The organism is Tateyamaria sp. 7Alg 36 (assembly GCF_059882455.1).
The window spans coordinates 2,409,721-2,430,133 of record NZ_CM187613.1 but is presented as its reverse complement, the minus strand read 5'-3'; the positions used below and the strand labels follow the sequence as shown (position 1 = coordinate 2,430,133).

The following is a 20,413-nucleotide window of genomic DNA, read 5'->3' as shown; positions in this document are numbered from 1 at the left end:
TTGGGATGCTCCAAACCTTCCCTCCGCCGGTGTTAACCGGTTCAGGTTCAACGGGTTCGCATCATTGCATCTCAGCTGTTTCCAGCACCCCGAGGTAGCGCGGAAGCTAGGGGGACGATGCCCCCTTATCAAGCGGAAAACACCTTGAGCCGCCCCACCCGCACCGCTAGACGGGATCGCAAAGGAGCATGCCCCATGTCGATCAACAGCTTTGGCCATCTTTTCCGCGTCACTACATGGGGCGAAAGCCACGGGCCCGCGCTTGGCGCAACGGTTGACGGCTGCCCCCCCGGCGTCGCGATTGACGAGGCGATGATCCAGCAGTGGCTGGACAAGCGCAAACCCGGCCAGAACAAATTCACCACCCAGCGGCGCGAACCGGATGCGGTCAAAATCCTGTCCGGCGTGTTTGAAGGGGTGACCACCGGCACGCCGATCCAGTTGATGATCGAAAACACCGACCAGCGGTCCAAGGACTATGGCGATATTGCCGAGAAATTCCGCCCCGGTCATGCCGACATCACCTATTGGCAGAAATACGGCATCCGCGACTATCGCGGCGGCGGACGGTCTTCGGCACGGGAAACGGCGGCCCGCGTGGCGGCAGGCGGACTGGCCCGCGCGGCATTGGCAAAACTCGCTCCCAAGGTCGAGATCAAAGGCTACATGACCCGCATGGGCGCGCACGAGATCGACCGCGACCAATTCGACTGGGCGCAGATCGACCAGAACCCTTTCTGGGCACCGGATGCACAGGCGGCGGGCACATGGGCCGAATACCTTGACGGCCTGCGCCAGTCCGGCAGCAGCGTCGGCGCGGTGATCGAAGTGGTGGCGCGCGGCGTGCCTGCGGGCCTTGGCGCCCCAGTGTACGGCAAGCTCGACACCGACCTTGCCGCCGCGATGATGTCGATCAACGCGGTTAAAGGGGTCGAGATTGGCGAAGGCATGTCAGCGGCAATGCTGACGGGTGAGTTGAACGCCGACGAAATCACCATGGGGCCGGACGGGCCGGAATATTCCTCGAACCATGCGGGCGGCATCCTTGGCGGAATTTCGACCGGACAGGATGTCGTGGTGCGCTTCGCGGTCAAGCCTACCTCGTCCATCCTGCAAACCCGCAAGACGATCACAAAGTCCGGCGAAAATGCCGAGATTTTCACCAAAGGCCGTCACGATCCCTGTGTCGGCATCCGTGCCGTGCCGGTAGGCGAGGCGATGATGGCCTGCGTGATCCTTGATCACCTTTTGCTGGATCGCGGCCAGACCGGCGGCGTGCGTGGCCAGATCGGTGAGGCGCGCCAGTAGCGCCTTGCCAATCCCGCAAACAGGGTTCATGGATCGGCGCATATGTTAGCTCCATCCACCCAGAATAAACCTGGTCTTGCCATTACGCTCAAGCTGTCGGCGGTGTTCCTGTTCATGGTCATGGCCGCCATGATCAAAGAAGCGACCCAGACCGTTCCCGCAGGCGAGGCCGTCTTTTTCCGCTCTCTCTTTGCGATGCCGATCATCGTCGGCTGGATATGGCAGCGCGGCGATCTGCGCGAGGCTTTGGTGCCCGTCAACCTGATGGGGCATATCTGGCGCGGGCTGTTCGGCACATGCGCGATGGCGCTGACCTTTGCCGGATTGGGCCTGCTGCCCCTGCCCGAAGTGACGGCCATCGGTTACGCCACGCCCATGTTCACCGTCATTCTGGCCGCCCTCATGCTGGGGGAAACCGTGCGCCTGTTCCGCATCAGTGCGGTTGCACTGGGGCTGTTCGGGGTAATGATCGTGATCTGGACACGGCTGAGCATGGACGCAAACACCATCGGTGCCGCGGGCACAATCGGGGTGGTGATGGTGCTGGCCGCGTCAATGCTGCGCGCGCTGGTGCAGGTGCATATCCGCACTTTGGTCAAGACAGAGCATACGGCGGCCATCGTTTTCTACTTCTCGCTGACCGCCACGGTGCTCAGCCTGCTGAGCCTGCCCTTTGGCTGGGTCGTGCCATCGCCGTTCAATATCGGCCTGCTGATCTCGGCAGGGTTGATCGGGGGAGTGGCGCAAATTCTTGTCACGTCGAGCTATCGCTTTGGCGGGGCGTCCATGCTGGCACCGTTCGAATATTCGTCGCTGATCTTTGCCGCGATCATCGGCTATCTCGTCTTTGCCGAGGTGCCGACACCGCACATGGTGGCGGGCGCGGCCTTGGTCGTTCTGGGCGGCGTGCTCATCATCTGGCGCGAGCGTCAGTTGGGCGTAGACCGCAAGAAAGTGCGACAGGTCAGCGACCCGAAAAGCTGAGCGTATCGCGCAACAGGCTGCTGCATGAAAAAACCGCACCCCATGCGCTGCACAGGATGCGGTTTTGATTTTCAACCTTCCAAACGGCGCAGCCAAAGGGCAACGCCGTCAGAGACAATCCGTCTTAGGCGCGGACGAGCTTTTCGTAATCTTCCGCGATTGACCGTGTGATCGTGCCAACCTCGAAATTGTAATCGGCGATCTGGCCCACGGGAGTAACTTCGGCAGCGGTGCCGGTCAGCCAGCACTGTTCGAACCCTTCCAGTTCCTCGGGCATGATCACGCGCTGGTGCACCTTGATCTGCTTGTCCTCAAGCATGCCGATGACTGTCTGACGGGTCAGGCCGTTCAGGAACACGTCTGCCTTGGGCGTGTGCACCTCGCCATCCTTGACGAAAAAGATGTTCGCGCCGGTGCACTCGGCCACATAGCCGCGGTAATCCATGAACAGCGCGTCGGAACAGCCCTTTGCCTCGGCGGCATGTTTGGAGGTGGTGCAGATCATGTAAAGGCCAGCCGCCTTGGCATGGACCGGAATGGTTTCGGGGCTGGGGCGCTTCCACTTGGCGATGTCGATCTTGGCGCCTTTCATCTTGGCGTCGCCATAATAGCTGCCCCATTCCCATGCGGCGATGGCCAGATGGACGGGGTTGCGCGCCGAGGAGACACCCATGTCTTCGCCCGCACCGCGCCATGCAACCGCACGCACATAGGCGTCGGTCAGGCCATTGGCGGTCAGCACCTGCTGCTTGGCGGCTTCGATCTCGTCCACGGTATAGGGGATCTGGAAATCAAGCTCGCCCGCGGAAAAGTGCAGGCGCTCGGAATGTTCGCGGCTCAGGAAAATCTTGCCGTTATAGGCGCGCTCGCCCTCGAAAACCGAGCTTGCATAGTGCATGGCATGGCTCAGGACGTGGACATTGGCAGCGCGCCAGTCGACCATTTGGCCGTCCATCCAGATTTTACCGTCGCGATCATCATATGCAGCCATGTCAGCCTCCGTAATTTGCGAAAATTGCGCCAATACGTCCACTTCGGATATAAAGTTGCGCAAAACCTGAGATTCGATATCGCTTCGCTCTTGGAATGTCAACAAGGCTGACTTAAACTGCCCTGCAACGGTCAGAAAAAGAACGGGGACAGTATGGCAGACGGACGCCCGAGCGCTGCGGTCAGCGGGGAGAACCTGCTGTTTCTGACGGACGAGCAATTGCGGCAAGGCATTGAGGCGATGTTCTTTGCCTATCGCGGCTTTACTGCCGATCCCGACCGGATTCTGGCAGACCTTGCTTATGGGCGCGCCCATCACCGCGCAATCCACTTTATCAACCGCGCCCCGGGAACAACGGTGAATAACCTTCTCAATATCCTCGGGGTAACGAAACAGTCGCTGAACCGCGTGTTGCGCACGCTGATCGGCGACGGTCTGGTGGAAAGCCGCGTGGGGCGATTGGACAAGCGCGAGCGGCATTTGCACCTGACCGACGAGGGGCGCGCGTTGGAGGCGCAACTATCGGATGCACAACGGGCACGTATGCGCGCCGCATTCCGCGATGCGGGGCCGGACGCGGTGGTCGGTTTCCGCACGGTTCTTGAGGCAATGATGGACAGCGAGATGCGCCACGCCTACACCCGCCTCAAGGAGAGCGGCGCATGACAACATTCGACGTGCACCTGTTGATCGTGGATGACGACGAACGCATCCGGTCACTGTTGCGCAAATTCCTGATGCGGAACGGGTTTCTGGTGACAGCAGCCCGCGATGCGCAACATGCACGGCGGATTCTGGCGGGGCTGGATTTCGACCTGATCGTGCTGGACGTGATGATGCCGGGCGAGGACGGGCTGAGCCTGTGCCGGTCCTTGCGCGAAACCCACACGACGCCGATCCTGTTGCTGACCGCCAAGGGCGATACCGAGAACCGGATCGAGGGACTGGAAGCGGGAGCGGACGACTATCTGCCCAAGCCCTTCGAGCCCAAGGAACTGCTGTTGCGCATCAACGCGATCCTGCGCCGCGTACCGGAAACCGACAAGGACGAGGCCGCGCCCAAGATCCTGAGCCTTGGCTCCATCCGCTATGACATGGAGCGGGGCGAGCTGTGGCAGGGGGCCGATCTGATCCGGCTGACCGCGACCGAGATGCAGTTGATGAAACTGTTCGCCGCGCAACCCGGCGAAGCGATCAGCCGCGCCCAACTGGTCGAGGATCTGGGCCGTGACCGCGGACAGGCGCAGGAACGCGCGGTCGATGTGCAGATCACCCGCCTGCGCCGCAAGATCGAGGCCGACCCCAAGCAGCCGCGCTATCTGCAAACCGTGCGCGGTGCGGGCTATATGCTGGCCCCTGACTGAGCCCGTTGGATTTGCATATTTCTGGAACAATGATGTCATGAGCACAGCCCTGATCACCCATACCGCGTGCCTTGGTCACGTCACGCCCGCCTCTGTTCCCGAACAGGTGGCGCGGCTTGAGCATGTGTTGCGCGCTTTGGAAGATTTGCCATTGGTGCGCAGCGAGGCACCGGAGGCGGCGGACGCCGACATCGCGCGCTGCCATCCGCAGGCCTATATCGACAGTATCCGTGCGCGCATTCCCAAAGAAGGGGTGTTGTGCATTGATCCAGGGCTGGATGATGAGACTTTTCTGTCGCCGCAGTCCTATTCCGCCATCTGGCGCGCCGTGGGCGGAGCGGTTGCCGCGGTTGATCTGGTGCTGGGCGGATCCGTGCGAAATGCCTTTGTCGCGACGCGCCCACCGGGCCATCATGCGGAACAGGAACTGCCGATGGGGTTCTGTGTGTTCGGCAATGTCGCCATCGCGGCCAAACACGCGCTGGACCATCACGGGTTATCGCGGGTCGCGGTGGTGGATTTCGACGTGCATCATGGCAATGGCACGCAAGCCCTGTTGCAGGATGATCCGCGCGCTTTAGTCGTGACCTCGCAGCAGATGCCATTGTGGCCGGGCACAGGCGCGGCAGAGGATCGCGGGCCACATGGCACGGTGCTGAACATTCCGCTGCCCCCCGAAACCGACGGAGCGCATGCAATTGCAGCATATGACGCGCAGGTGATTCCCGCGCTGCGCCAGCACCAGCCGGAACTGATCCTGATCTCGGCCGGATTTGACGCCCATGCGGACGACCCGCTGGCCCAGCTGAACTGGTCGGTCGATACCTATAGCGTTCTGACGGACATGCTTGCCAAATCTGCGCAAGAGCTGTGCGAAGGTCGGGTGGTATCGGTGATGGAAGGTGGTTATGATCTGGACGCGCTGGCCCTTTGTGCCCGCGCCCATGTGCAATCGCTGATAAAGGCCGCCCTATGACTGACCGCCCCGTTGAAGAAATGAGCTTTGAAGAGGCGATGGCCGAATTGGAGCAAGTGCTGAGCAAGCTGGAGCGTGGCGATGTCGCGCTGGATGCGTCGATCACCCTGTACGAGCGCGGCGCGGCCCTGAAGGCGCGGTGCGAGACCAAGCTGAAAGAGGCTGAGGAAAAGGTTGCCGCCATCACACTGGACGGCGACGGCAATCCGGCTGGCCTGAAGCCTGTCAGCGACCTGTAACCTTGTTCCAGCAGCGTTTAACGGATGCGGGCCGCGCCATTCAAGCGCAGTTTGATATGGTCCTTGGGGGTTTGGGCGACGTGCCAGTTGTGCACGCGATGGCCCATGCGACCAAGGGTGGCAAACGTCTGCGCGGGTTCATGGTACTGGAAACTGCACGTCTGCACGGCGTTGATCCGGCCGCCGCGATCTGGCCCGCAACAGGGATCGAGGCCTTGCACGCCTATTCGCTGGTGCATGACGATCTGCCCTGCATGGATGACGACGATCTGCGACGCGGCGCACCGACCGTGCATGTAAAGTGGGATGAGGCGACGGCAGTACTGGCCGGAGATGCGCTGCAATCGCTGGCCTTCGAACTGGTCACCGCACCGGACGTGGGCGGGGGTGATGTGCGCGCCGATCTGGCCGCATCGCTGGCGCGCGCGTCGGGGGCGCGGGGCATGGTGCTTGGGCAGGCGCTAGACATCGCCGCCGAAACCGCCGCCACGCCCCTGAACATTGACGAGATCACCGCCCTTCAACAGGGCAAGACCGGTGCGCTGATCGAATGGGCCGCCATGGCGGGTGCGCGCATGGCGCAGGCCGATACCGCACCTTTGCAGACCTATGCGCGCGCCATCGGCCTTGCCTTCCAGATTGCGGATGACATTCTGGATGTAACCGGCGATGCCGACACGGTTGGCAAGGCGACAGGCAAGGATGCAGATGCGGGCAAGGCCACCTTCGTGTCCCTGCTTGGCATGGACGAAGCGAGACGCCGCGCGGATGCGCTGGTGACAGAGGCATGTGATGCCCTAGATATATATGGACCGGATGGCGATGTGTTGCGGGAAACCGCCCGCTTTGTCGTGACCCGCAAGACGTGAAGGCACCCCATGACTGATGGCCTCAAGACCCCGCTGCTTGATACTGTTTCGCGCCCTGCGGACCTGAAACGGTTTTCCGATGCGCAATTGCGCCAGATTGCGGACGAGCTGCGCGCCGAAACCGTATCGGCGGTGTCGGTGACGGGGGGGCATCTGGGCGCAGGGCTGGGCGTTGTAGAACTGACCGTGGCGCTGCATGCGGTGTTCGACACCCCGCGTGACAAGCTGATCTGGGATGTGGGCCACCAGTGCTATCCGCACAAGATCCTGACCGAACGGCGCGACCGTATCCGCACTTTGCGGATGAAGGACGGCCTGAGCGGGTTCACCAAACGCGCCGAATCCCCCTATGACCCGTTCGGGGCGGCGCATTCGTCGACCTCTATCAGTGCCGCGCTCGGCTTTGCCGTGGCGCGTGATCTGGGCGGCGTGGTTCCCGAGGGCCTCGGCGATGCGATTGCCGTGATCGGTGACGGGTCGATGAGTGCCGGCATGGCCTATGAGGCGCTGAACAATGCGGGCCATCTGGGCAAGCGTCTGATTGTGATCCTGAACGACAACGAAATGTCGATTGCGCCGCCGGTGGGGGCGATGTCGACCTATCTGTCGCGGCTGTATTCGCAGAACCCGTTTCAGGACTTCAAGGCGGCAGCCAAGGGCGCGGTCAGCCTGTTGCCCGAACCCTTCCGCGAAGGCGCCAAGCGCGCCAAGGAAATGCTCAAGGGGTTGGCCGTTGGCGGCACCTTGTTCGAGGAACTCGGCTTTAGCTATGTCGGGCCGATTGACGGGCATGACATGTCCCAGCTTTTGCCGGTGATGCGCACCGTCAAGGACCGCGCGAACGGGCCGATCCTGATCCATGTGCTGACCAAGAAGGGCAAAGGATATGCCCCCGCCGAAGCAGCCCGCGACAAGGGCCACGCCACGGCGAAATTCGATGTGCTGACCGGCGCGCAGAAAAAGGCGCCCAGCAATGCGCCAAGCTATACCAGCGTGTTTGCCGATCACCTGTTGAAGGCCGCGCAGGACGACGACAAAATTTGTGCCGTGACCGCGGCAATGCCGGACGGGACGGGATTGAACCTGTTTGCCGAACGCTATCCCAGCCGCTGTTTTGACGTAGGCATTGCCGAACAGCACGGCGTCACATTCTCGGCCGCGCTGGCCGCTGGCGGGATGAAGCCGTTTTGCGCGATGTATTCCACCTTTTTGCAGCGCGGATACGATCAGGTCGTGCATGACGTGGCCATCCAGCGCCTGCCTGTCCGCTTTGCTGTGGATCGCGCCGGTTTGGTGGGCGCGGACGGGGCGACCCATGCGGGGGCATTCGACATTGCCTACCTTAGCAACCTGCCCGGTTTCGTGGTGATGGCCGCCGCGGACGAGGCTGAACTGGCGCATATGGTCGCCACCGCGGCCGCCCATGATGACGGGCCGATCGCCTTCCGCTTCCCGCGTGGCGAAGGCACGGGCGTCGAGATGCCGGAACGCGGCACGCCGCTGGAAATCGGCAAAGGCCGGATGATCCGGCAGGGCAAGGGCGTTGCGCTGCTCAGCTTTGGCACCCGCCTGTCCGAGGTGGAAAAAGCAGCCGAAAACCTGAACGCCAAGGGGATCACCCCGACCATTGCGGATGCGCGCTTTGCCAAGCCGCTGGACCGCGATCTGATCATTGATCTGGCACAAACCCATGAAGCGTTGATTACGATTGAGGAAGGGGCCATTGGCGGCTTTGGCAGCCATGTCGCTCAATTGCTGGCCGAGGAAGGCGTGTTCGACGAGGGCCTCAAATTCCGCTCCATGGTCCTGCCCGATACGTTCATTGATCAGGCAAGTCCCGCTGATATGTACGCAGTTGCAGGCATGAACGCCGAACAGATCGAAGCCAAGGTTCTGGACGTCCTCGGCGTCGCCTCACTGGGTGAGGCGCGTGCGTAATACTTGCCTGAACGCGCGCGATAGGCCACGCTGCGCGGCATGGACATTCATCGCCGCGACGTATTGATCTACCGATGGGCCGTTTTTCTTCTGGCCGCAGGGTTCTGTATTTACCAGATGCTGTTCGGTCTTTGGACCGGACCGGGCGGACCGTTCCGGTACCTCACGATCTGGGCGCTATTCCTGTCCTTCTATTCCGCCAGCCGCATGCTGGCGCGATCAGAACATCGCATCACGCGCAGTCACGAGGTGACGGCCATGTGCGCCGCCGTTCTGAACGTGATGGTTGTGTTCCTTTACTGGCGGCTGTTCTTCACCAATCCCGCACTGGTGCAGCATAGCGGACCGGTGGCGTGGTGGCTGGAATTCTATCTGCACGGGCTTGGCCCCGCGCTTCAAATCATTGATGCGCTGCTGATCGGGGCGGTCTTCCGGCGCGTCTGGCGTGCGGCAGTGCCGCTGGCGCTGCTGATCGGGGCCTATGTCCTGTGGGCCGAGTTGTTCGTGCAACGGTTCAACACGCAGCCCGCCGGTACGGTGACAAGCGGCCTGCCCTACCCGTTCCTGAACAATATGGAGATGGCGGACCGCATGGTCTTCTATGCGGTCAACGCGGGCACGGCACTGGCGCTACTGATGGTGTTCGGCCTGATCGGGGCCATCATCCTGCGCCTGCAACGCGGTCAGGTCGCGACCTGAACCAGCGTATAGACCGTGCCGCCCAAGCATCCGATCATCACATAGCCGCACAGCACATAGACCCCGTCCCGTGTCAGCAGGCCAAAGGTCATCAGCGCCAGCGCACAGGCACCGATGGACGTGACAAAGGGCAGGAATTCCAGAAATGGCCAAACCATCGGCAGCACCAAGCACAGTCCCAGCGTCAGCCAGCGCAGCGGGCCCGAGGTCAGAATGCGCAGGCGCGGGTGGGAATGCTTGTCGACCCACGCGGACGGTTTGCGCAGCCAGTTCACCGCCGTCTCCAGTCGCTCGGCCTTGATCTCGCGCTTGGACAGGGTCTGCGGCAACCACAGGTGATCGCGCCGCATCAGCGCCTGCCCCATAACCAGCACAATGATGATCGCCGCCACCGTCGACAACCCCGGAATACCGGACAGGGGCGACACAAGGATCAACGAGATCGCCAGCACAATCGGCATGATCGACCGGTCGCCAATATGGTCCAATACATCCTGTACAGAGACTGTTTCGTCCTGCGCAGCCTCCTCCACCGTGTCCAGCAAATGGGTCAGCGTCGCATCGTCAGACATCGTTATGCTCCTTCAGGGCGGCCAGTCCCTGACGATAGCTCGGGTAGCGCAGTCTGACACCTAATTCGTCCTTGATCCGGTCATTTTTCACCCGCTTGCTTTCGGCATAAAAGCTGCGCGCCATCGGGGTCATATCGGCGGTTTCGAAATCGACCGCGGGCGGCTGGGGCACGCCCAGCAGATCTGCGGCATGGCCGATCACGTCCTGCGGCGGTGCCGGATCGTCGTCGCAGAGGTTATACACTGCGCCCGGATTGGGCTGCGCAATCGAAGCGGCAAGCACCTGCGCGATATCCTCGACATGGATGCGGGAAAACACCTGCCCCCTCTTGATGATCCGCCGCGCGGTGCCAGCCCGCACCTTGGCAAACGGCCCGCGTTCGGGACCATAAATGCCCGCCAGACGAAAGATGTGCAGCGGCAGATCGGGGATGGCGGACCAAGCGGCCTCGGCCTCAACCCGCCACTGGCCACGCCGCGTCGACGGGGTCAGCGGCGCGTCCTCATCAACCCAACCGCCCTGATGGTCGCCATACACGCCCGTGGTGGACAGATAGCCAACCCAGTTCAGCGAATTGGCACGGGCAGCAATCGCGTCGCCCACTTCACGGAGGGTCGGATCGCCGTCTTTATCCGGCCCTGCCGAGATCAGGATATGGCTCGCCTCTGCAATCGCATCCGTAATGTCGCCATCGGGAAACAGGCGCGGCTCCACCCCCGTTTGCGCGATCTGCGCGGCCTTTTCGGCACTGCGCGTGGTGCCGATGATCCGCCAGCCCCGCGCCAGAAGGATCGGGGTTAGCGCGCGCGCGGAATAGCCGTGGCCGATGGAAAGCAGTGTATGTGTCATAGGCCATAAGTGGCCCTTGTGCGGCGGCGCGGCAAGTCCCTTGCGATTGCGCCCTTGCCATTGCCGCGCCAGACTTGCCTAATCGCGTTATGTCCGATGACCCCGACCTAGACCGCGCCTATGCGCTGCAAACGCCCGACGATTCCCGCCGCCTTTATGCGGAATGGGCCGACAGCTATGACACAGGTTTTGCGCGCGAAAATCGCTATGTCCTGCACGAGGAAGTGGCGCGCCACTACGCGCTGATCGGCGGGTTTGGCCCTGTTCTGGACGTGGGCGCAGGGACCGGCCTGTGCGGAGTCGCGTTGCACGGGCGGGGGATACGGCCCGTTGACGGCACCGACATTTCGCCGGAAATGCTGGCGCAGGCACAAGCCAAGGGTGTCTATCGGGAATTGTTCGAGGGCAATCTGTTGGACGGCCTGCCGCCCCCGCCACGACCCTATCAAGGGGCAGTCAGTTCCGGCACCTTCACCAGCGGCCATGTCGGCCCCGAGGGCATAGACCCCATATTAGAGACTGTATGTGCGCGCGGATGGATCGTGATTTCCGTGAACGCACAGCACTATGTGTCGGCAGGCTTCGCCGCCAAGATTGACGCCCTCGCCCCGCAGATCACCGACTATGCCCAGCTTGAGGTGAACATATATGCCGCAGACGCAACTGGCCCCCATGCAAGCGATACGGCGTTGCTGCTGAGCTTTCGCAAAGCGTAAGACAGGGGGCCAAATGTGGCTCTAACTCGCGTAGTTTGAGCCTTCTTCGTCCAGAATGGCCTTCAGTTCTGCGAGATGGCGTTCGTCCTGTTCCGGATATTCTTCGATCTCGCGTGCGGTCTTTTCGGCCACATCGTGAGGGATCAGGCGCAACGGTTTACCCGTTTGCAAAGCCAGCAGATAGGTCTGGCAAGCGCGCTCGAAATAGAACAGGCGGTTGAATGTGTTGGCCACCGTATCGCCCAGCACCATGATGCCGTGGTTGCCCATCACCATCACCTTTTGCTTGGGATCGGTGAACATCTTGGCACACCGCTCGCCCTCTTCCTCGAACGCCAGACCGCCATAGCTGTCGTCAACAATCACGCGGTCATAGAACATGCAGCCGTTCTGATCGACGGGCGGCAGGGTGCTGTCGGAGAGCGCGGCCAGCGCCGTGGCATAGGGCGAATGCACATGCATCGCACAGCGCGCATGGGCGCAGTATTTGTGCATCCCGCCATGCAATCCCCACGCCGTCGGGTCAGGCGCATCGGGGCCTTCCATGCTGGCGGGGTCATTCACATCAACCACGATCAGGTCCGACGCCTTGATGCGGGAAAAGTGCATCTGGTTCGGGTTCATCAGGAACTTCGTCCCTTCGTCATTGATGGCGAGCGAGAAGTGGTTGGCGACCGCCTCGTGCATGTTCAGACGTACGGTCCAGCGGAAGGCGGCGGCAAGGTCCACGCGCTCCTGCCAGTGATCCATATTCGGGCGAATGTCGGTAAGGGTCATGGGAACGCTCCTGTAGGTTGTCGGCAGCGTGCAGCCTGCCCTGCGCAGGTTCAAGGGGGATTTGTGGATATTGGTCTATCGGGATCGGGCGGGCGATGGTTGAACCGCAATCCCTCAGACGTCTTTGGGCCGCGACGGAACCCAAGCATATCCGCTTTCGCAGAGAATATATGCCTCGCGCAGGCCGTGGGGTTTGTCGGTTGGCCCTTGCAGAATGGTACCGCCCGCCGCCTTTACCCGCGCACAGGCAATGTCGGGATCAGTATCATAGAGCCGGATTTCCATCCCCCCGCCCCGTGGCGGGTTTTCCGGCAACAGCCCAAGCAGCGGGTTGGCATGATAAGTCCCATCGCTGTGCAGTTGGAACACTTGGTCTCCGTAGGTCATGATGGCAAAATCGGCAGAGGCCTGATGCGCGTGCATGCTAAAAACAGTCTCTAAAAAAGCGACTTGAGCCAAAACGTCCCACACCAGCAGGTTCAAACCAATACCGCGCAGCCCGCGCCCGAAGCTTTCTGCATCTATGCTGTCGTAATCCATGCCCCAGAGTTTCCTGCAGGGCGGGCGTGGTCAAGACAGAAGGTCAAGAAGCGCACGTTCGCTTTGCCGCAATCCCGTGGGCGCGCTTGGCGTATCGGGCAATTTGCCCCCATCGGCCAACGCAATGACATCGGGATGGATATAGCTGTTACGCGCAATGGTCGGGGTGTTGTGCAGGGCCTCACTCGCCGCTTCGGCCATTACCTTGATCGTGATGTGGTCGGGCGTGCGCAGGGCCGCATCCAGTGCCGCAACCGACCCGTTCCACGTGCGGAAGGTCTTGGCGGTCAGCCCCTCCTGCCCCGTCACCTCGCGCAGCCATTGGTTGATCTGCTCGGGGCCAAGCTGGCACAGGTCACCATCACCATCGGCATATTGCATCAGCGCACCGCCAGGCAGGTCGTCCATCTTTTCCAAGGCGCGCATCAAGGTCTTGTCATTGATCCGTTTTCGCACGCGCTGCCCGCCCTTGGCGCGGAAATCCAAGCGCACTGTGGCGTCGTCCAGCCGCATGTGACGGCTGCGCAGGGTCGTCGCGCCATAGGTCTTGTTTTCGACCGCGTAATCGGGCGTGCCGACACGCAGCGATGCGCGATCCATCAGGCGCAGCGCGGCGGCGATCGCGAATTCCTTGTCGCCTTGCGCCTCCGTCAGGGCCGTATGCACCCGCCGCCTGATGCGCGGCAGCATGGTGCCAAAAGTCGCCAGATCGTCGAACTTGTTGCGCGCACGAAAGGCGGCGAGATCGGGGTGATAGCGGTATTGCTTGCGCGCCCGCGTGTCATATCCAGTGGCCAGAAGATGCCCGTTATGCTGTGGACTGATCCAGACATCCTCGTATGCGGGCGGCACGGCCAGCGCCTCGATCCGGTCGCGTTCGGCCTGCTGGTCGATGCGCGTACCATCGGGCGCGAGATAGCTGAACCCCCGCCCCGCACGGCGACGCGTGATCCCGGGTTGGTTATCGGGATACCAGACCAGATCGGCCGGAAGGGGTATGTCGGGTGTCGCCATCCAATTAGAACGCGGATAAGCGCCAAACGGTTCCCGCGCCCGTGTCACAGGATTATCACTTGCGGCGCTGTGGCGGGGGTGAAATATTGGGTCATGCAATACGACCTTTTCCCGTCATGGCCCGATGTCGCCCCCGATCTTGTCAACGTCGCCGCTGGCCGCGTCCCTGCGGACACGGTTATCCGCAACGGCAAGTGGGTCAATGTCCACACCCGCGAAGTTCTTGACGGCCACGACATCGCGATCAGCCGCGGTCGCATCGCCTGCGTTGTGCCAGACGCTTCTTACTGCACAGGCCCCGAGACCGAGATTATCGAGGCCAATGGCCGCTATATGATCCCTGGTTTGTGCGACGGGCATATGCACATCGAATCTGGCATGCTGACCCCCGCCGAATTTGCCGCTGCGGTCACGCCCCACGGCACGACCACCATGTTCACCGACCCCCACGAGATCGCCAATGTGCTTGGGCTGGAAGGCGTGCGCCTGATGCATGACGAGGCGCTGATGCAGCCCGTCAATATCTGGACCCAGATGCCATCCTGCGCGCCCTCGGCCCCGGGGATGGAAACCACGGGCTACGAGATCAGCGCCGAGGATGTCGCAGAGGCCATGGAGTGGCCCGGGATCATCGGTCTGGGCGAGATGATGAACTTTCCGGGCATGTCAGCGGCAGACCCGCAAATGCTGGCCGAGGTCGCCGCGACCCAACGTGCGGGCAAAACGGTGGGCGGGCACTATGCCTCGCCCGATCTGGGGCCCGCCTTTGCCGCCTATGTCGCGGGCGGCCCCGCCGATGATCACGAGGGCACGGTCGAGGCCGACGCCATTGCACGGATGCGTCAGGGCATGCGGTCGATGATCCGGCTGGGCAGCGCGTGGTATGACGTGGAAACACAGATCACCGCGATCACCGAAAAGGGGCTGGATCCGCGCAACATGATCCTGTGCACCGACGACTGCCATTCAGGCACGTTGGTGAACGAAGGGCATATGAACCGCGTGGTGCGCCATGCGATTGAATGCGGCTGTGACCCACTGGTGGCGCTGCAAATGGCGACAATCAACACCGCGACCCACTTCGGGCTCGAACGCGAGATCGGCTCCATCACGCCGGGGCGGCGTGCGGATGTGATCCTGACATCTGACCTGACCACGTTGCCCATCGAACAAGTGATCGCGCGCGGCAAGACCGTGGCGATGGACGGCAAGCTGGTGGTCGAATGCCCGCATCTGGACTGGCCTGAAAAAGCGCGCCAGACGGTGCATCTGGGCAAGACCCTGAACGCCGCCGATTTCGAGATTGCCGCCCCAGAAGGGTGCAATTCGGTCACGGCGAACGTAATCGGCGTGGTCGAAAATCAGGCCCCGACGAAGGCGCTGAAGCGCGACATGCCGGTGAACGACGGCAAGGTCGAAACCCATGGCGATACCTGCCAGATCGCACTGGTGGAACGCCATCAGGCGACGGGCGGCGTGGTCAACGCGCTGGTTGCGGGCTTCGGCTATTCCGGCAAGATGGCCATGGCCTCGACCGTGGCGCATGACAGCCACCACATGATCGTCGTCGGCACCGACCGGGATCAGATGGCACTGGCCGCAAACCGTCTGGCCGAGGTGGGCGGCGGCATCACGATCTGGCGCGACGGTGTCGAACTGGCGCTGGTCAAACTGCCCATTGCCGGCCTGATGTCGGACAGCCCCGCCCGCGAGGTCGCGGCGAATGCCGACAAGCTGGTGCAGGCGATGGTCGATTGCGGCTGTACCCTCAACAACGCCTATATGCAGCATTCCCTGCTGGCGTTGGTTGTCATCCCCGAGCTGCGCATTTCCGATCTGGGACTGGTCGACGTGCGCACATTTGAATTCATTCCAGTACTTGAGCCAACAACATGAAAACACTGAATCAGAGCCACAATGCGCATGTCGAATTCCGCGACGCAGAGGCGGCGGTGGCACACCTCAAGGCGCTATATGACGACGCGGTGACGTTCCTGTGCGAACAGTTCATGGATGCAATGCGCGATGGCCCGCCCGAAGGACGCGTGCGTGCGTTCTATCCCGAAATCCGGTTCACCACGACATCCTACTCCCGTGTCGACACGCGGCTCAGCTTTGGGCATGTGGCCAATCCGGGCACCTATGCAACAACTGTGACGCGGCCCGACCTGTTCAAGAACTATCTTGTGCAGCAGATCGGCCTGTTGATCACCAACCATGACCGCCCCGTCGAAATCGGCTATTCCTCGACCCCGATGCCGGTGCACTTTGCGGTGGCAAATGACCCCACCATTACCGTGCCACAGCAAGGGGCGGCGTCATTTTCGATGCGGGACGTGTTCGATGTGCCGGACCTGAGCAATACCAACGACGATATCGTAAACGGCACCTACAAGCCGCTGGACGGAATCGCCCCGCTGGCGCCCTTTACCGCGCAACGGGTCGACTATTCGCTGGCCCGCCTGACGCATTATACCGCGACCGATGCACACCATTTCCAGAACCACGTGCTGTTCACCAACTACCAGTTCTACGTGTCCGAGTTTGAGGCCTATGCCCGCGCGCAACTGAACGACCCCGACAGCGGCTACACCTCCTTCGTGTCCACCGGAAATGCCGAGATTACCAACGGCGATGAACCGCTGCCCGAAAGCCCGAAGATGCCGCAAATGCCAACCTACCACCTGAAGCGGGCGGACGGATCGGGCATCACCCTCGTCAATATCGGCGTCGGGCCGTCCAATGCGAAAACGGCAACCGATCACATCGCGGTGCTGCGCCCGCATGCATGGCTGATGGTCGGCCACTGCGCCGGTTTGCGCAACTCGCAAGCCTTGGGTGATTTCGTACTCGCCCACGGCTATCTGCGCGAGGATCACGTGCTGGACAATGACCTGCCGCCATGGGTGCCGATCCCCGCGCTGGCCGAGATCCAGATCGCACTGGAAGAGGCTGTGGCCCATGTCACCAAACTGGAAGGCTATGAGCTGAAGCGCATCATGCGGACTGGCACCGTGGCAACGCATGATGACCGCAACTGGGAACTGCGCGACCAGCAAGGACCGGTGCAGCGCCTGTCGCAATCCCGCGCCATCGCACTGGACATGGAAAGCGCGACAATCGCTGCCAACGGCTATCGCTTCAGGGTGCCCTATGGCACGTTGCTGTGCGTGTCCGACAAACCGCTGCATGGCGAATTGAAGCTGCCAGGCATGGCGTCCGACTTCTATAAGGATCAGGTCGCCCGGCATCTGATGATCGGAATTTGCGCCATGGAACAGTTGCGCGATATGCCGCTAGAGCGTATCCACAGCCGGAAATTGCGTGCGTTTGACGAGACGGCCTTCCTTTAAAGGCTCAAAACCGCCGAAAACCCCTGTTTTTCCCTTGCAAACGACCACTATTCGTTGTGTCTTCCCACAACATACCGTTACAAAACGGATAGAAGGCCCTAATACTCGGGCAGACGAAGGAGACCAAAAAAATGGCAAAACCAATGACCAAGACCCAGCTCGTCGCCGCACTGGCCGAAGACATGGGGACAGACAAAAAATCCGCAGGCGCAGCACTGGACGCGATCTGCGGTCTGATCACACGTGAAGTTTCCGGCGGTGGCGCAGTCACCCTGCCAGGCGTTGGCAAAATCTATTGCCGCGAGCGCCCCGAGCGCATGGTGCGCAACCCCGCCACTGGCGAACAGTTCAAGAAAGAAGCGGACAAGGTCGTGAAAATGACCATCGCGAAAGCGCTGAAAGACAGCGTTAACGAATAAGCGGTCCCGCTTTTCGCTATAGAAAGGGTCATCCGGTCGGGTGGCCCTTTTTTCGTTGCGCGCTCGTCAGAAACCGCGCCTGCGCGTCTTGTATCCCTCGCTGATTTCGACAACGCTCCGCCGCGGCAGCAGATAGGCAGAACCATGGATTTTCGCGCACTTTTTATGGGGATGGCTTTTGCCCTGATCTGGTCTTCGGCGTTTACGTCGGCGCGGATCATCGTCGCCGATGCCTCGCCGCTCGCATCGCTTGCCTTACGGTTCTTTGTGTCCGGCCTGATCGGAGTGGCGATTGCGCGCGCCTTGGGGCAGACATGGCACCTGACCCGTGACCAGTGGCGCGCCACGATCATCTTCGGCGTGTGCCAAAACGCGATCTATTTGGGTCTGAACTTCTATGCGATGCAAACGGTGGAGGCGTCGCTTGCCTCAATCATCGCGTCGATCATGCCGCTGATGGTCGCCTTTGCAGGCTGGGCTGTCTTCCGTGACAAGCTGCCCGCCTTGGGCGTCATCGGCCTTTTCCTTGGCATTGCGGGGGTCGTGTTGATCATGTCCGCGCGGATGGAGGCAGGCGTGGACATGTTTGGCGTCGCACTTTGTGTCATCGGGGTGATCGCACTGACCGTGGCCACCCTGTCGATGCGCAGCATGTCCACAGGTGGCAATTTGATGATGGTTGTCGGCTTGCAAATGTTTGTCGGCGCGGGCGTGCTTGCCGTTGCCTCGGCCGCGACCGAGACGCTGCGCGTGGATCTGACGCCCGAACTGGTGATCGCCTTTGCCTACACCACCTTGGGGCCGGGGCTGCTCGCCACATGGATATGGTTTGCGCTGGTGGCGCGGATCGGCGCGACCAAGGCGGCGACGTTCCACTTCCTTAACCCGTTTTTCGGAGTCGCGATTGCCGCCCTGCTGCTGGGTGAACGGCTTGGCCCGCGCGACGTGATCGGCGTGGCCATTATCGCGGCGGGTATTCTTGCGGTGCAATTGTCACGGCAGCGCAAAACCTGACGCGGCCCTCTTGCGCGCCCCTGCCCGCCCCATATTCTGCGGTTGTTTCTTGTTTCCGGAGCCCATGATGCACCGCCGCACATTTTTTCTGTCTACTGCCGCTGCCGTATTTTCCCCGACATTCGCCCTGTCCTACCCCGCCGAGACTTTTTCCCCCGCCAAATGGCGCGAATTGCGCGAGACCAATCAGGTGGTCATCCTGAACTACCGCGCAAGCTGGTCCCTGACCTGCCAGATCAAGGCCGACCTGATTGCCAAGGCGTTGGAAGAAAATCCTGCCTATCAAAGCCTCGTCTTTGTGGACGTGAACTGGGACACGTTCGGGCAGGCGCAGATGACCCACCAGTTGAAGGTCACGCGCCGTTCGACCCTGTTGGTGATGAAGGGTGGCAAAGAAGTTGCGCGGCTGGAAAACGCCCCTTACGAACATCAGGTGCGGGCCTTGCTGGACAGCGCCCTTGCCGCCTGACGCGACCGCGTCCGCCCCTATCCCGACCCCAAGCCAGTGAGGGCATGATGAAGCTTTTGTTTGTGCATCAAAACATGCCGGGCCAGTATCGCGAACTGGTGCAATGGCTGGCCGCCCAAGGTACGCACGAGATTGTCTTTCTGACCCAACGGGTCAAGCACCCCAAATTCGCGGGCGTGCGCACGGTCGTGTATAAACCCCACCACAAGGCAGCCGAAGATGCCTATGGCCTGTCCAAGACGTGGGAAACCGCCGCAGGCACAGGGTTCGGTGCCGCAACCGCCCTGCAAAAGATCGTAGATGAGGGATTCACCCCCGATATCGTGATCGGGCATGTCGGCTGGGGCGAGATGACCTTCTTTCGCGAGGTGTTGCCCGACACGCCGATGATCGGCTTTTTCGAATATTTCTATTCGGTGAATGGCGGGCCGGTCGGCTTTGACCCCGAAGCACCGGTCAGCGCGCATGCCCCCTACATCATGCACGGGCATAACACTGTGCCGCTGATGAATATCGAAGTGGTCGATGTCGGCCACAGCCCGACCCTGTGGCAACGCGACCGCTTTCCCGAAAGCTTTCACGACAAGATCTATGTTTGTCATGACGGCATCCGCACCGACAAGTTGAAGCCGAACAAGAAGGCCAGTGTGACGCTGGGCCGGATCGGGCGACCGCTGACCGCGCGGGACGAAATCGTGACCTTCATGGCCCGCAACCTTGAAACGACACGCGGTTTCCACCAGTTCATGCGCGCCATGCCGCATCTGCAAAAAGCTCGCCCCAATGCGCGCGTGCTGGTGATCGGCGGCAATGATGCGTCCTATGGCGGGAAATCCAAGCATCCGGGCGGTCTGCGCGGCCAGATGGAGGCCGAAGTCGGGCATCTGATCGACTGGGACCGTCTGCATTTTCTGGGTCAGGTGCCGTACGAGAATTACCAGCAGATCATCCAGATCAGCAGTTGCCACATCTATCTGACGATGCCTTTCGTGCTGTCGTGGTCCCTGCTTGAGGCGATGTCGATGGGCGCGACGATTGTGGCCAGTGATGTGGCCCCCGTGCGCGAGGCCGTCAGCCACAACGAGACCGGATTGCTGGTCGATTTCTTTGATCCCGAGGCGATCGCGGCACAGGTTGCCGACGTTCTGGCCCGCCCCGATGCCTATGCGCATCTGGGACCGGCGGCGCGCAAGCATGTGGTCGAGACTTATGATTTCCTGAACATCTGCCTGCCAGAGCATATCAGCCAGATTAACGCACTGGTGCCCGACGATGTGCAGATCACGATGCCGCCCAAACCAGCCGTCCTCTAGGCTGCGCA

The 20,413-nt window shown here is 61.5% G+C and carries 22 protein-coding genes and 1 riboswitch; of the genes, 16 read left to right on the top strand and 6 right to left on the bottom strand.

What is annotated here, in order from left to right:
- Position 1: 1 nt before the first annotated feature.
- A riboswitch (TPP riboswitch) is annotated at positions 2-102 on the bottom strand.
- 93 nt (positions 103-195) lie between these two features.
- Together aroC and AC6GQJ_RS11895 are read left to right on the top strand one after the other, a co-directional pair.
- Positions 196-1,308: a chorismate synthase gene (aroC, locus tag AC6GQJ_RS11900; protein WP_500768480.1), complete on the top strand. Its 1,113-nt coding sequence runs from the start codon at positions 196-198 to the stop codon at positions 1,306-1,308.
- Between the two features lie 42 nt (positions 1,309-1,350).
- The gene (locus AC6GQJ_RS11895; protein ID WP_500768478.1) at positions 1,351-2,292 is read left to right on the top strand and encodes a DMT family transporter; all 942 of its coding nucleotides are present in this window, start codon (positions 1,351-1,353) and stop codon (positions 2,290-2,292) included.
- 124 nt (positions 2,293-2,416) lie between these two features.
- On the opposite strand, the gene AC6GQJ_RS11890 is transcribed toward AC6GQJ_RS11895, so the two are convergent.
- Positions 2,417-3,283: a branched-chain amino acid aminotransferase gene (locus AC6GQJ_RS11890; protein ID WP_500768476.1), complete on the bottom strand. Its 867-nt coding sequence runs from the start codon at positions 3,281-3,283 to the stop codon at positions 2,417-2,419.
- Between the two features lie 153 nt (positions 3,284-3,436).
- On the opposite strand from AC6GQJ_RS11890, the gene AC6GQJ_RS11885 reads away from it, so the two are divergent.
- Genes AC6GQJ_RS11885 through AC6GQJ_RS11855 form a run of 7 tightly spaced genes read left to right on the top strand, consistent with a single transcriptional unit; the run spans position 3,437 to position 9,368 of the window.
- Positions 3,437-3,949, top strand: a complete 513-nt coding sequence (locus AC6GQJ_RS11885) for a MarR family winged helix-turn-helix transcriptional regulator (protein ID WP_500768474.1) — start codon at positions 3,437-3,439, stop codon at positions 3,947-3,949.
- Positions 3,946-4,647 carry a response regulator gene (locus AC6GQJ_RS11880; protein WP_500768472.1) on the top strand — a complete coding sequence of 234 codons (702 nt, stop codon included), beginning with the start codon at positions 3,946-3,948 and terminating at the stop codon, positions 4,645-4,647. Before AC6GQJ_RS11885 ends, AC6GQJ_RS11880 begins: the two co-directional genes overlap by 4 nt.
- 37 nt (positions 4,648-4,684) lie before the next feature.
- Positions 4,685-5,623, top strand: a complete 939-nt coding sequence (locus tag AC6GQJ_RS11875) for a histone deacetylase family protein (protein WP_500768470.1) — start codon at positions 4,685-4,687, stop codon at positions 5,621-5,623.
- Positions 5,620-5,862 carry an exodeoxyribonuclease VII small subunit gene (locus AC6GQJ_RS11870; RefSeq protein ID WP_500768468.1) on the top strand — a complete coding sequence of 81 codons (243 nt, stop codon included), beginning with the start codon at positions 5,620-5,622 and terminating at the stop codon, positions 5,860-5,862. Before AC6GQJ_RS11875 ends, AC6GQJ_RS11870 begins: the two co-directional genes overlap by 4 nt.
- Positions 5,863-5,918: 56 nt before the next feature.
- On the top strand, positions 5,919-6,731 hold the full coding sequence (locus tag AC6GQJ_RS11865) for a polyprenyl synthetase family protein (RefSeq protein ID WP_500768466.1): 813 nt from the start codon (positions 5,919-5,921) through the stop codon (positions 6,729-6,731).
- 9 nt (positions 6,732-6,740) lie between these two features.
- Entirely contained in the window at positions 6,741-8,669 is a 1,929-nt protein-coding gene (gene dxs, locus AC6GQJ_RS11860) for a 1-deoxy-D-xylulose-5-phosphate synthase (RefSeq protein ID WP_500768464.1), read from the top strand.
- Between the two features lie 39 nt (positions 8,670-8,708).
- Positions 8,709-9,368: an androgen-induced gene 1 family protein gene (locus AC6GQJ_RS11855; protein WP_500768462.1), complete on the top strand. Its 660-nt coding sequence runs from the start codon at positions 8,709-8,711 to the stop codon at positions 9,366-9,368.
- Here the strand turns inward: AC6GQJ_RS11855 and AC6GQJ_RS11850 are convergent.
- Together AC6GQJ_RS11850 and AC6GQJ_RS11845 are read right to left on the bottom strand one after the other, a co-directional pair.
- Positions 9,353-9,940 (bottom strand): exopolysaccharide biosynthesis protein, encoded by a 588-nt coding sequence (locus AC6GQJ_RS11850; protein ID WP_500768460.1) that lies wholly within the window; start codon positions 9,938-9,940, stop codon positions 9,353-9,355. The genes AC6GQJ_RS11855 and AC6GQJ_RS11850 overlap by 16 nt on opposite strands.
- Positions 9,933-10,790 carry an SDR family oxidoreductase gene (locus AC6GQJ_RS11845; RefSeq protein ID WP_500768458.1) on the bottom strand — a complete coding sequence of 286 codons (858 nt, stop codon included), beginning with the start codon at positions 10,788-10,790 and terminating at the stop codon, positions 9,933-9,935. The genes AC6GQJ_RS11850 and AC6GQJ_RS11845 overlap by 8 nt, the downstream gene beginning before the upstream one ends.
- Positions 10,791-10,879: 89 nt before the next feature.
- Here AC6GQJ_RS11845 and AC6GQJ_RS11840 point away from each other — a divergent pair, with 89 nt between their 5' ends.
- A complete protein-coding gene (locus AC6GQJ_RS11840; protein ID WP_500768456.1) occupies positions 10,880-11,506 on the top strand; it encodes a class I SAM-dependent DNA methyltransferase in 627 nt (208 codons plus the stop codon).
- 21 nt (positions 11,507-11,527) lie between these two features.
- Here the strand turns inward: AC6GQJ_RS11840 and AC6GQJ_RS11835 are convergent, their stop codons facing one another.
- The 3 genes from AC6GQJ_RS11835 to AC6GQJ_RS11825 all read right to left on the bottom strand — a co-directional run bounded on the left by AC6GQJ_RS11835 (position 11,528) and on the right by AC6GQJ_RS11825 (position 13,837).
- On the bottom strand, positions 11,528-12,283 hold the full coding sequence (locus AC6GQJ_RS11835; protein WP_500768454.1) for a class II aldolase and adducin N-terminal domain-containing protein: 756 nt from the start codon (positions 12,281-12,283) through the stop codon (positions 11,528-11,530).
- 114 nt (positions 12,284-12,397) lie between these two features.
- The gene (locus tag AC6GQJ_RS11830; RefSeq protein ID WP_500768452.1) at positions 12,398-12,823 is read right to left on the bottom strand and encodes a VOC family protein; all 426 of its coding nucleotides are present in this window, start codon (positions 12,821-12,823) and stop codon (positions 12,398-12,400) included.
- Positions 12,824-12,853: 30 nt separating this feature from the next.
- Entirely contained in the window at positions 12,854-13,837 is a 984-nt protein-coding gene (locus tag AC6GQJ_RS11825) for a DNA topoisomerase IB (RefSeq protein WP_500768450.1), read from the bottom strand.
- Between the two features lie 93 nt (positions 13,838-13,930).
- Between AC6GQJ_RS11825 and ade the strand changes: the two genes are divergently transcribed.
- From ade to AC6GQJ_RS11795, 6 genes are all read left to right on the top strand, one after another.
- Positions 13,931-15,733, top strand: coding sequence for an adenine deaminase (gene ade / locus AC6GQJ_RS11820; RefSeq protein ID WP_500768448.1), 1,803 nt, complete (start codon positions 13,931-13,933; stop codon positions 15,731-15,733).
- A complete protein-coding gene (locus AC6GQJ_RS11815; protein WP_500768446.1) occupies positions 15,730-17,190 on the top strand; it encodes an AMP nucleosidase in 1,461 nt (486 codons plus the stop codon). Before ade ends, AC6GQJ_RS11815 begins: the two co-directional genes overlap by 4 nt.
- A 131-nt stretch (positions 17,191-17,321) precedes the next feature.
- Positions 17,322-17,609 carry an HU family DNA-binding protein gene (locus AC6GQJ_RS11810; RefSeq protein ID WP_500768444.1) on the top strand — a complete coding sequence of 96 codons (288 nt, stop codon included), beginning with the start codon at positions 17,322-17,324 and terminating at the stop codon, positions 17,607-17,609.
- A gap of 144 nt (positions 17,610-17,753) precedes the next feature.
- Positions 17,754-18,623 carry a DMT family transporter gene (locus AC6GQJ_RS11805; RefSeq protein WP_500768442.1) on the top strand — a complete coding sequence of 290 codons (870 nt, stop codon included), beginning with the start codon at positions 17,754-17,756 and terminating at the stop codon, positions 18,621-18,623.
- Positions 18,624-18,687: 64 nt separating this feature from the next.
- Complete coding sequence (locus tag AC6GQJ_RS11800) at positions 18,688-19,092, top strand: thioredoxin family protein (RefSeq protein ID WP_500768440.1); 405 nt, start codon at positions 18,688-18,690, stop codon at positions 19,090-19,092.
- 47 nt (positions 19,093-19,139) lie between these two features.
- Positions 19,140-20,405 (top strand): glycosyltransferase family 4 protein, encoded by a 1,266-nt coding sequence (locus AC6GQJ_RS11795; protein ID WP_500773903.1) that lies wholly within the window; start codon positions 19,140-19,142, stop codon positions 20,403-20,405.
- The last annotated feature ends 8 nt before the right edge of the window (positions 20,406-20,413 follow it).

Bases quoted from the DNA above. Each gene is read 5' to 3' on its own strand.
- AC6GQJ_RS11795 (WP_500773903.1), top strand. From the start codon at position 19,140: ATGAAGCTTTTGTTTGTGCATCAAAACATGCCGGGCCAGTATCGCGAA.
- aroC (WP_500768480.1), top strand. From the start codon at position 196: ATGTCGATCAACAGCTTTGGCCATCTTTTCCGCGTCACTACATGGGGC.
- AC6GQJ_RS11815 (WP_500768446.1), top strand. From the start codon at position 15,730: ATGAAAACACTGAATCAGAGCCACAATGCGCATGTCGAATTCCGCGAC.
- AC6GQJ_RS11895 (WP_500768478.1), top strand. From the start codon at position 1,351: ATGTTAGCTCCATCCACCCAGAATAAACCTGGTCTTGCCATTACGCTC.
- AC6GQJ_RS11800 (WP_500768440.1), top strand. From the start codon at position 18,688: ATGATGCACCGCCGCACATTTTTTCTGTCTACTGCCGCTGCCGTATTT.
- AC6GQJ_RS11890 (WP_500768476.1), bottom strand. From the start codon at position 3,283: ATGGCTGCATATGATGATCGCGACGGTAAAATCTGGATGGACGGCCAA.
- AC6GQJ_RS11875 (WP_500768470.1), top strand. From the start codon at position 4,685: ATGAGCACAGCCCTGATCACCCATACCGCGTGCCTTGGTCACGTCACG.
- AC6GQJ_RS11810 (WP_500768444.1), top strand. From the start codon at position 17,322: ATGGCAAAACCAATGACCAAGACCCAGCTCGTCGCCGCACTGGCCGAA.
- AC6GQJ_RS11870 (WP_500768468.1), top strand. From the start codon at position 5,620: ATGACTGACCGCCCCGTTGAAGAAATGAGCTTTGAAGAGGCGATGGCC.
- AC6GQJ_RS11865 (WP_500768466.1), top strand. From the start codon at position 5,919: ATGGTCCTTGGGGGTTTGGGCGACGTGCCAGTTGTGCACGCGATGGCC.
- AC6GQJ_RS11825 (WP_500768450.1), bottom strand. From the start codon at position 13,837: ATGGCGACACCCGACATACCCCTTCCGGCCGATCTGGTCTGGTATCCC.
- AC6GQJ_RS11845 (WP_500768458.1), bottom strand. From the start codon at position 10,790: ATGACACATACACTGCTTTCCATCGGCCACGGCTATTCCGCGCGCGCG.
- AC6GQJ_RS11885 (WP_500768474.1), top strand. From the start codon at position 3,437: ATGGCAGACGGACGCCCGAGCGCTGCGGTCAGCGGGGAGAACCTGCTG.
- dxs (WP_500768464.1), top strand. From the start codon at position 6,741: ATGACTGATGGCCTCAAGACCCCGCTGCTTGATACTGTTTCGCGCCCT.
- AC6GQJ_RS11855 (WP_500768462.1), top strand. From the start codon at position 8,709: ATGGACATTCATCGCCGCGACGTATTGATCTACCGATGGGCCGTTTTT.
- AC6GQJ_RS11830 (WP_500768452.1), bottom strand. From the start codon at position 12,823: ATGGATTACGACAGCATAGATGCAGAAAGCTTCGGGCGCGGGCTGCGC.
- AC6GQJ_RS11880 (WP_500768472.1), top strand. From the start codon at position 3,946: ATGACAACATTCGACGTGCACCTGTTGATCGTGGATGACGACGAACGC.
- AC6GQJ_RS11850 (WP_500768460.1), bottom strand. From the start codon at position 9,940: ATGTCTGACGATGCGACGCTGACCCATTTGCTGGACACGGTGGAGGAG.
- AC6GQJ_RS11835 (WP_500768454.1), bottom strand. From the start codon at position 12,283: ATGACCCTTACCGACATTCGCCCGAATATGGATCACTGGCAGGAGCGC.
- ade (WP_500768448.1), top strand. From the start codon at position 13,931: ATGCAATACGACCTTTTCCCGTCATGGCCCGATGTCGCCCCCGATCTT.
- AC6GQJ_RS11840 (WP_500768456.1), top strand. From the start codon at position 10,880: ATGTCCGATGACCCCGACCTAGACCGCGCCTATGCGCTGCAAACGCCC.
- AC6GQJ_RS11805 (WP_500768442.1), top strand. From the start codon at position 17,754: ATGGATTTTCGCGCACTTTTTATGGGGATGGCTTTTGCCCTGATCTGG.